A 10,748-nucleotide genomic window follows, 5' to 3' on the forward strand; every position below is an offset into this window, starting at 1 on the left:
ATGGACAAAATAAAATTAGTAGAAGCTACTCAAGTTAAAACCAATATCCCTCAATTCAAACCGGGCGATACTATCAACGTTCACGTTCGCGTTATCGAAGGCGAAAAAGAACGCATACAGCAATTCCAAGGAGTAGTATTGGGCCAACGTGGCAGCGGTATGGGCGCCACATTCACGGTACGTAAAGTCTCCGACGGTGTCGGTGTTGAGCGTATTTTCCCGATACACTCACCTCGAATTGCAAAAATCGAAATTATGAAAGAAGGCAGAGTCCGACGCGCAAAATTATACTACCTGCGTCAACTTGCCGCAAAACAAATCAGGCAAAAAACTTCTGCGTGAAAAATTTAGGTATCATCACCGACCTTTATGCTGCACCTCTCTTTCAAAGTTTGAAAGAGAAACCCGAAACGATGAACCTGATAACCGACTCTGAATTGCATATTTCAAAACTGCTGCTCGAGGAAGAACTCGACGCAGCTTTTTTGTCTCCAATCACATTTGCTCGCGACCACGATATTTATTCAATCGTTCCCGATGTTTGCATAGCATCCGAAGGAAATAGTAATGTTGTCTGTTTGTATTTTAAAGAAAGGCTGAAAGAAGTCAAAACAATTGCTACCGATTTGTTGAATGTTTCCGAGATGGTACTTGCAAAACTTGTTTTGACCGAGAAATATTCCACTACACCGACTTTTATTCCCACCAAAGCAAACATCGACGAGATGCTGCTTAAAGCCGATGCCGCACTCATTGTTGGCGATTACAATCTCGAACTCCTCGAGCATAAAAATAAACTCGACCTTGTTGATGAGTGGTCCGATTTAACAGAACTTCCATACATTCACGGACTTTGGATTAGCGAAAAAGAAAAATTATCGAAAGAGGAAATTAATATTCTAAAAGAATCGGCTGAATACGGTTCGGCACATCTCAGCGAAATTGCCTCACATTATCCCCCTCGGAATACAGAAGAAGTTGTTGAGTTTCTTTCCGCTTTTTCATACAAACTCAATGAGAAAGCAAAAAACGGATTAACCGAATTTATACGAATGGCATATTACCACGAAATCATAGAAGATCTGCCTGACCTGAATGCCGAGAGCGATACAACACTCGATTTAGCTAAAAATTAAATTTTCACTTTCCAATTGTAAGAATATAAAGCGGTTCTTCTTCGTTTAATTGTAAAAACTTCTTAACTTTCTCATCATAAAAAGCTCCAATCGGACAAGCACCCAAACCCAAACTCTGAACTTGAAGTAAAATATTTTGTGCAGCGTGTCCAACTTCCATATTAACGTACCGCTCGGCTCTGGCGCCGTATTTTGAGGATGTGCGTTTTACAACTGCCGCTATGATTATGTTTGCAGCGGCTGTTTCAATTTGATCCTGTCCCAATGCTGCATCTGCTAAATCTTTCCGTTTATCACCCGATATAATTTTTGTCAGCGAATGATTCTGCGGCTTGTACCTGTAAATTCCTGATTCAAGTCCGCCTACATTTCCGGCAACAACAAAAATCTCGAGCGGATAAAGTGCCCCCGCAGATGGTGCCGTTCGAAAACCTTTCGGCGAAGTTATCCCTTGTCCAGCCCATAATAGCTGACTTAATTCAGCTACTGAAATTGGTTTATTACTGAACGAACGAATTGTTCGGCGCTTGTTCAGAGTCTCTTCAAGCGAAACCTTCCCGGTAGTTTGCGGTTTTGAGAGTGGAATAACCGATTCAGTATCCATTATTTTATTCATTCCATTTTCGTTAATAAGTAAATAAACCAGTAATAACGATATAATTCCTTTGAACATACCAACCTCCAAATTATTGTGATGGTAATTTAACAATTTTGTACGAATATCAAAACCAAAATTGATATTTCCTAATTTTTCCTTAAATTATACCACAAATGCTTAAACATCTGCATATACAAAATTACGCACTGATTGAAAAACTCGAAATCGATTTTGATCAAGGAATGAATATCATAACCGGCGAGACAGGTGCGGGAAAATCAATCATCATAGATGCGCTAAGTTTAATTTTAGGCGAGCGTGCCGACACCGATGCAATACGTAAAGATGCCGATAAAGCAATCGTTGAAGGAACTTTCGACGTCTCTCAAAACAAAAATATAAAACCAATCTTAAAAGAAAATGAAATAGATTTTTCGGATGAAGTTATACTACGTCGCGAAGTTTCAATCAAAGGAACGAGCCGTTGCTTTGTGAACGACACTCCCGTTTCTTTGGGTATGATGAAAAACATCGGCGACCTGCTCGTTGATTTGCACGGGCAGCACGAGCATCAATCATTGCTGCGAACTGAAACTCATAACGATTTGTTGGATGATTTTGCAGCGCTTTCGTCTCTCGTTGAAGAATTCAAAGCCGCCTACAATCAATTAACAAACGAAGTAAGTAAACTCACCGAATTACAAAATCGGGAAAAATTAATAAATGAGAAAAAAGATTTGTATGAATTTCAATTAAAAGAAATTGATGCAGTAAATCCTACTCCTGACGAAGAGGCACATCTCGAATCTGAATTAAAAATTTTGGAGAACTCGGAAAAACTGAACGAAGAAACAAATCAATTATATAATATTTTGTATGACGGTGAAAATTCTATAATTGTTAAACTCAGCCAGTCGCTCAAACATATCGAGCAGTTATTGCTCATCGATGAAACATTTGGAGTGCTAAAGAAAGAAGCCGAATCTGCTGATGCGATTGTGAAAGAGCTGACTGCTTCGGTGAGGGATTATATCTCAAAGATCGAATTCAGTCCCGAAAAATTAGAACATCACCGCAACAGGTTAGGTCAAATTTCGCTCCTAAAGAAAAAATACGGCGGCTCAATCGAGACAATTATTGAATTTAAACAAAAACTTGAAGCCGAGTTGCAGCTTGTCGAAAATTTCGATGCCGAGATAAACAGAGTAAAAGAAACGATTGAAAACAATAGAAAAATTGCATCTGAGTTGGCTAAAATACTTTCAGTCAAACGGAACGAAGCCGCAAAAAAAGTAAATTCTGAAATTGTAAAAGTTTTAGCTGAACTCGGTATAAATAACTCGAAATTCGAAACGAGAGTCGATAATAGAATAATTAAGTCGGGCAACTCTGAAAATGCATTCATAAAAATCGGGAAAGATTTTTATGAAACAACTCCAAAAGGGATTGACTTTGTTGAGTTCTTCATTTCAACAAATATTGGAGAAGATGTAAAACCTCTTGCAAAAGTAGCTTCAGGAGGCGAAATATCGCGCATTATGCTATCTCTCAAAACTATACTTGCAAAATCCGAAAAACTGCCGCTTTTGATTTTCGATGAAATAGATATCGGCATCAGCGGACGCATTGCCCAAGTTGTTGGTTTGAGTTTAAAAAATCTTTCGCGGCTTCATCAGATTATTGCAATAACACACCTCCCGCAAATTGCCGGCTTGGCGGATACACATTATGTAGTAGAAAAAGTTGAGGACGGAAAGCGTTCAGCAACAAAACTGAGAAAATTAACACTCGAGGAACGTATCTACCAAGTTGCAAAATTAATGAGCGGAACCGTTGTAACAGAATCGACACTTAAATCAGCAAAAGAATTATTGAACATTAAATAAAACACAAGGACAAAAAATGAAATTGCTAAAATTATTTATTCTTTCACTCTTAATAATTTATTCCATATATACCTATTCACAAGAATCGATTTCACGATCAGTAAGCAAACCGCCGTCAACAAATACGAATATGCAAACAACATTTCTAAATAACGATACGCTTAATGATAAATATGCATGGCTAAAAGATAAAACGAATTCTGAAGTTATTAAACATCTTGAAGCCGAAAACGAATACACAGATGCGATGATGCTGCCGACTGTGGCTTTTCAGGAAACACTCTACAACGAAATGCTAAGCAGAATTAAAGAAACTGACCTCGATGTTCCATACCGAATTGGAAATTACTTTTACTACACCCGCACGGAAAAGGGAAAACAATATTCGATTTTTTGTAGAAAGAAGAATAACCTCGATGCACCTGAAGAAATTATACTCGATCAAAATGAGCTTGCAGCGAAATATCAATATTTCCGGTTAGGTGCTTTCAGCGTAAGTATCGACCAAAATCTGCTTGCTTTTTCGATTGATACAACTGGCGCGGAAGAATTTTCGTTATTTGTAAAAAACTTGGAAACTAACGAATTTTTAGCTGATAAACTTGATAATGTAAACTCGGTTGTTTGGGCTTTGGAGAATCAAACTATTTTCTACACAACTCACGACCATGCAAAACGCCCTCATCAGCTTTTCAGGCATACATTAGGAACGACTCAGAAAGAAGATGTGCTGATATATGAAGAAAAAGATGAACTTTTTAGAATATCTGCCTGGCGTTCAAGAAGCAAAGAGTTTATTTTTCTGAATGCACAATCGAGTAATTCCGATGAAGTTCGTTATTTATCTGCTGGTAAACCTTTGGGAGATTTCAAAATAATTTCACCTCGCGAACAAGAACACGAATACACAATCGATCATTACGGCGATAAATTTTACATAGTAACGAACAAAGGGGCGAAAAATTTTAAACTTGTGGTAGCGCCCGTCAGCGATCCGCAACAAAAAAACTGGAAAGAAGTTCTTCCACACAGGAAAAGCATTCACTTAACAAATGTCGATTTTTTCAAGAACTATTTTGTCGCATACGAAACTGAACTAGGAATACAAAAGATGCGTGTAACCGATTTACGCACAAACGAGCATCACTACATCAACTTTCCGGAACCGGTTTATACAGCATATCCGAGTACAAATGCAGAATTTGACACAAATGTTTTTCGTTTCAGTTACCAGTCGTTTATTACGCCGAGTTCCATTTACGATTATAACTTTGGAACACGCGAACAAACATTGCTAAAACAAACCGAAGTACTTGGCGGCTACAATCCTAAGCTATATAAATCGGAACGGATTTATGGAAAAGCAAAAGATGGTAAAGAGGTTCCGATATCGATCGTTTATAAAATAGGATTTGAGAAAATCGGTAAGTCGCCTTTACATCTTACCGGCTATGGTTCGTATGGATATTCTTCGCCTGTAACATTTTCTTCGTCCCGTCTTAGTTTACTGGATAGGGGTGTCGTTTATGCAATTGCTCACGTTCGCGGCGGCAGTGAGTTAGGAAGAGATTGGTACGACGATGGGAAGTTGTTAAAAAAGAAAAACACATTTACCGATTTCATATCGGTTGCCGAACATCTTGTGAAAGAAAATTACACAACTTCAAACCACCTGACAATTGAAGGTGGCAGCGCCGGCGGATTACTGATGGGTGCAGTAACTAATATGCGACCCGGTTTATTCAAAGCTGTGGTTGCTCAAGTTCCCTTTGTTGATGTAATCAACACAATGCTCGATGAAACTCTTCCACTGACTGTCGGTGAGTTTTTAGAATGGGGAAACCCGAAAGAAAAACTTTATTACGATTATATGAAAACTTACTGTCCCTACACGAATATTGAATCTAAAAAATATCCGAATATACTTGTAAAAGTCGGCTTGAACGATCCGCGTGTTGGGTATTGGGAAGGAGCAAAGTGGACTGCAAAACTTCGAGAAATGAAAACCGATAATAATGTTATTCTCCTGAAAACAAATATGGGATCGGGGCACGGCGGCAGGTCGGGGCGCTATGAACGTTTAAAAGAAATTGCTTTTGATTACGCGTATATATTGAGCCAGAGTGGAATTGTAAAGTAGATTTCAGATAAATTAAACAAGCATTTATGAAATTAATTTTTCTGGTTCTTTTGTCTTTTATCTGTGTTGTTTGGAACGGAAATTCACAGGTCCATCCATTCCTGACATATACAATCAAGAACGACCTTATTTCAAACGAGATACGGACACTTTTTCAGGACTCACACGGTTTTTTATGGATAGGAACATCGGAGGGATTGAGCCGATACGATGGCGTTTCGTTCAAAAACTATACACCCGCTGAAGGGCTTCCTCATAATTACATCAATCATATAATTGAAGACCGTAATGAACCGGGTGCGCTATGGGTTGCCACAAATGGCGGAGGTGTGTTCAAATTTTCCGGCGGTAAATTTAAAACCTTCTCGCACAAATCCGACCAATACGCTAACTATGTTGGCTATCTGATGCAAGACAGCTATGGGAAAATATGGTGCGGAACTCTTTCAGGGATTTATCTTATCGAAAATGATTCGTTATCTGCATTTGAAAATAATATAAAAATTCATCTTGGTGAAATTTATGAAACAGCCGCTAACGAGATTATATTTTTTTCGGGACTTAAATTGTTTGCGTACTCACAAAAAAATAAATCTTTTATAACAATAGAACTCTCTATCGATTCCAATGCTACTTTCAATAACAGCTTCAAAGATTCAGAACAAAATATTTGGGTTATATTATCGAATGGAACTGTGTTAAAAATTTTCGATAACTAGATTAGAAACAAACATTCGAAATGTTACTTTTATTACAGAAGATCAGAGCGAGAACTTGTGGATTGGCACTATCGAAGGACTATTTAAAATCCCTTCCGGTAGTACTAATGACAATATCCCGGTTAGATATAATACTGAGCAAGGCCTGCCGAGCACGAATTTAATATGTGGTCTTATTGACCGTGAAAATAATTTATGGATGGGAACATATAACGAGGGTATTATAAAATATGAAGACCAATATGTTTACAAATTTCCGATACCGGCATTAAGCACACCTATCAACAACTCACAAGCTGTAAACGACAATGCGGGGCATATCTGGGTTGCAACAGTTTCAGGTTTGTGGGAATTTTGGTCCGACAAAAAAGGAAAATGGTCCAGTTATTTGCATAAAGTGTTGCATAACAATTATCCGCAAACTTTATTATTCGACAAACAAGGCAGACTGTGGGTTGGATATGCGCAGTCAACTATTATCCTCTATGAAATTATATATCAGAAAGGGAAAAGTTCGAAGCTCGAAGTTATCAGAAAAATTCCATTGAAATTTCGACCCGAAAAATCAGATTTGTTGTGTATGATGTTGGATAGACAAAATAGGTTGATTTGCAGTATACAAAATCATGGAATACTGATAATAGAATTTGATTCTTCCATGGCTAAGACTCGCTATCAATTAATAACTGATAGTTTACCCGATGTTTCGATACGAGCAATCTATGAAGATTCATTTGGCAATATTTGGCTTGGCGGTTACTGGGGTGGTTTAGGTGTTATCGAGAAAGGCGATTGGAAAAACGGAAAAAAAATTATTATTAAAGAGTCGGATGGATTACCGAACAATGCCGTCCGGGCAATATGTGAAGATGAGAATGGAAATTTATTAGTTGGAACCAGATACAGCGGCATCGGTGTAATACCAAAGGAAAGAATCTCTTCGATTTTTTGGCGGGATAAAAATTTACCGATATTTTGCAGGACGATTACGATGCGCGATGGGTTGGTGAGCAATGCGATATGGTGTTTATTAAAAGAGGAGCAAACCATTTTTATTGGAACAAATCACGGATTCCAAGCGATGGTTTATGACCAGGTTGTGAAATTCCGGAATTTCAAAGAATCGTTAGGAGAAAGAGTTGCCCTTTGCGGGATCAATAAAAACGGTGTCAGTTGGTACATTACCAGAGATGTGATTGTGATAGACGAGGATATCAGATACCGGATAAATCTTTTACCGCCGAAAGTTTTAATAAATTCTTTTACAGTCGATGGAATATCAATTCCTTTAGATACGGTATATAGTTTTTCTGGGGATAATGAACAATTCGTATTAGAATACGTGGGAGTTAGTTTAAGAGACGGTGAATCGATTGAATACCAATATCGTTTAAAAGATGTTGTTCAGAATTGGAGTTTGTGGACGAGAGACCGGCGAATTTCATTTGCAGGTTTGAAACCCGGGACTCATACATTCGAGGTGCAAGCAATTAACGGCGATGGATTTATAAGCGATCAACCTGCACAAATTAAATTTACAATTGTTGCCCCTTTATGGCAGCACTGGTGGTTCATATTATCATTATTCCTCGCTTTAACTACTCTGTTTATAATATTGGTTAAGTATTTTTCAACTCGTAAGATAAAAGCAAAGTTAGAAAAAGTAAAACAAGAGCAAGCATTACAAAATGAGCGCACTCGTACACGTGAGGGTATCTCGCGTGATCTGCATGATGATATTGCATCTACCTTGAGTGGGATTGGGTATTTTGTTCAAGCAGTTGAAAAAGAAAGTGGAACTGTTTTTTCGCAAAATTCAAAAAAATATTTATCCCTTATTAAAGAAAGTTCAGATGAAATTTTAGAATCTATCAGGGATATTATTTGGTCGCTGAATCCCGAGAACAACAATTGGGAAGTAGTACTCGCAAAATGCCGCCGTTACACATCCGATTTATGCGAGAGCAAATCAATTAATTATAAAATTAAATTTCCCGAAAATTTTTCTAAAATTACTCCACCCCTGGAAAATCTTAAGAACTTTTGGCTTGCATATAAAGAAATTATAGCCAATGCCCTTAAACATTCTGACTGTACTCAAATGGATATATCAATCGAGTTAGTGGAGAATTCCTCCTTCTCGATTCAGATTAGTGATAACGGAAAAGGATTCGATGTTAACAAGGTAAAAAACGGATCCGGTTTGAGCAATATTCATTCGCGTATTAAAATGCTGAATGGTACGAGTGAACTAATTACAATCCGGGATGAGGGGACATGTTGGAAAATAAGTTTCCCTTTATAAAAACTACATATTCGGGTAGTGTATTTTGGTATAAAACATTTATATTGGTTATATCATGAATAATGGAAACACAATTATATCTATCTCATTAATTGAAGATAATCGTTACGTCCGATTCGGGATGGAAGAACTTATAAATAGTATTCCCGAATTTTCACTCACAGGTTCTTTTGAAAACTGCGAAAAAGCATTTGAGACTTCAGCGATCGAAGAATCGGATGTGGTTCTTATGGATATTGGCTTACCCGGTATGTCGGGTATCGAGGGGGTAAAATATATTTCAAAAAAATATCCCGATGTAATTGTGCTAATGTGTACAATACACAGCGACGATCAAAAAATATTTGATGCAATTTGTGCCGGTGCAGTGGGATATTTATTAAAAGAGATTTCCGCGGACGAGCTGATAAAAGCGATAAAAGATAGTAGAAGCGGAGGTTCACCAATGAGCCCTAATATCGCGCGTAAAGTAATTTCTTTTTTCCAAAAATCAAGAACATCAAGCGCCGACAAGATGAACGAGTTGACCGAACGTGAAATTCATGTCTTAAAAAAAATGTCCGAAGGCAAATCCTATTCTTTGATTGCAAATGAATTATTCCTCTCTATCGACGGGGTTAGGTATCATATCAGGCACATTTACGAGAAATTGCATGTTAATTCTCGCGGAGAAGCTGTAGCTAAAGGTCTTAAAAACGGCTTAATTTTCCCCCAAACATAGATATTTCCACATTTAAACAATAATTTCCTCCTTCCTAAAAACCACATATTTATGCGGTGATTTTGGCATTTTCAATCTATATATTTAAGCGTCATGAGATTTAACTATAAAGATTTATAAAATAAAATAAGGAGAAAAATATGTCGAATTTTAAATTATTAATTTCACTGCTAATTTTTAGTATATACTTACCGCAGGTATATACTCAACCTCTGAACGGGACGTATACGGTCGGAAGTGGAGGAAATTATTCAACTATTACACAAGCGGTAGCCGATCTCACGACAAAAGGTGTTGATGCACCGGTTGTGTTCAATATCCTTAATGGAAATTATAATGAACAATTTTTAATTGGCAGTATTAGTGGAGCTAGTGCATCTAACACAATTACATTTCAGTCGCAAACAGGTGACCCTAATAACGTAACCATTAGTTTTACACCGACAAGCACGAATAATTATATCGTTCGACTTCTTCAGGCAGATTATATTACCTTCCAGAATATAACACTTACTGCAAGTGGAAGCCCATCATACGGTACAGTTATTAAATTGGACGGTGATGCCAATAACAACCGATTTATGAACAATGTTTTGAACGGTGTCAGTACAACAGGTGGTTCGGCAAATCTCATCGTCATATATGCAGACGGAGACTCCATTGACAACACCACAATTAGTGGTAACACATTCGTCAATGGTAGTTATGGTGTGTATCTTGATGGCATAAGCCCGTCAGTACTATCCACAGGTACACAGATAACGAACAACACATTCAGCGGTACGGGTTACAACCCAATATTTTTGCGTTATCAGATTGGAGCGCAAGTTACGGGTAACACGATTAGCTCAACTACAGCCCAGCGAGGTATGGAGATTCAGAGCAGTACGGGAGCGATGCAGATATTGAAGAATCAGATGAGCATAAATTCAGGTTTTGGTATCTATCTTTACTATTCTGATGGCGGTACAGGTCTTCCCACACCGCGCGGATTGATTGCAAACAATTTTATATCAGTTGGCGGTGCAAGCACTGCGTACGGTATACAACTTTATTACAGTACTAATCAGGATGTGTATTATAACAGTGTGAATATAAGCAGCACAAACACAACGGCTGGTCGTGCTCTGTCGGTTGATGGTGGCAGTAGTATCAATGTGGTGAACAACATATTTGCAAACCCAGGCGGTGGTTATGCATACTACATAGGAATACCTGCCGCTATCGGAACTTCAAACTATAA

General features: G+C 37.9%; 9 protein-coding genes. 8 read left to right on the forward strand and 1 reads right to left on the reverse strand.

Features of this window, described 5'->3' with window-relative positions; genetic code table 11:
* Window positions 1–342, forward strand: a complete 342-nt coding sequence (gene rplS / locus QME58_06670) for a 50S ribosomal protein L19 (GenBank protein MDI6803514.1) — start codon at window positions 1–3, stop codon at window positions 340–342.
* Window positions 339–1,136 (forward strand): hypothetical protein, encoded by a 798-nt coding sequence (locus QME58_06675; GenBank protein ID MDI6803515.1) that lies wholly within the window; start codon window positions 339–341, stop codon window positions 1,134–1,136. The genes rplS and QME58_06675 overlap by 4 nt, the downstream gene beginning before the upstream one ends.
* A 4-nt stretch (window positions 1,137–1,140) precedes the next feature.
* Here the strand turns inward: QME58_06675 and QME58_06680 are convergent, their stop codons facing one another.
* Window positions 1,141–1,809: a SagB/ThcOx family dehydrogenase gene (locus tag QME58_06680; protein MDI6803516.1), complete on the reverse strand. Its 669-nt coding sequence runs from the start codon at window positions 1,807–1,809 to the stop codon at window positions 1,141–1,143.
* A 98-nt stretch (window positions 1,810–1,907) separates the two neighbouring features.
* On the opposite strand from QME58_06680, the gene recN reads away from it, so the two are divergent.
* The 6 genes from recN to QME58_06710 form a co-directional block, all read left to right on the forward strand.
* Complete coding sequence (gene recN, locus QME58_06685; GenBank protein MDI6803517.1) at window positions 1,908–3,620, forward strand: DNA repair protein RecN; 1,713 nt, start codon at window positions 1,908–1,910, stop codon at window positions 3,618–3,620.
* A gap of 16 nt (window positions 3,621–3,636) precedes the next feature.
* Complete coding sequence (locus tag QME58_06690; protein MDI6803518.1) at window positions 3,637–5,760, forward strand: S9 family peptidase; 2,124 nt, start codon at window positions 3,637–3,639, stop codon at window positions 5,758–5,760.
* Between the two features lie 26 nt (window positions 5,761–5,786).
* Window positions 5,787–6,479, forward strand: a complete 693-nt coding sequence (locus tag QME58_06695; protein ID MDI6803519.1) for a two-component regulator propeller domain-containing protein — start codon at window positions 5,787–5,789, stop codon at window positions 6,477–6,479.
* A 199-nt stretch (window positions 6,480–6,678) separates the two neighbouring features.
* Complete coding sequence (locus QME58_06700; GenBank protein ID MDI6803520.1) at window positions 6,679–8,784, forward strand: two-component regulator propeller domain-containing protein; 2,106 nt, start codon at window positions 6,679–6,681, stop codon at window positions 8,782–8,784.
* A 55-nt stretch (window positions 8,785–8,839) separates the two neighbouring features.
* Complete coding sequence (locus QME58_06705; protein ID MDI6803521.1) at window positions 8,840–9,505, forward strand: response regulator transcription factor; 666 nt, start codon at window positions 8,840–8,842, stop codon at window positions 9,503–9,505.
* Between the two features lie 140 nt (window positions 9,506–9,645).
* Window positions 9,646–10,748, forward strand: a 1,103-nt coding sequence (locus tag QME58_06710) for a right-handed parallel beta-helix repeat-containing protein (protein ID MDI6803522.1), incomplete at its 3' end; no start/stop codon positions are given.

Source organism: Bacteroidota bacterium (genome assembly GCA_030017895.1).
Lineage (GTDB): Bacteria > Bacteroidota > Ignavibacteria > UBA10030 > BY39 > JASEGV01.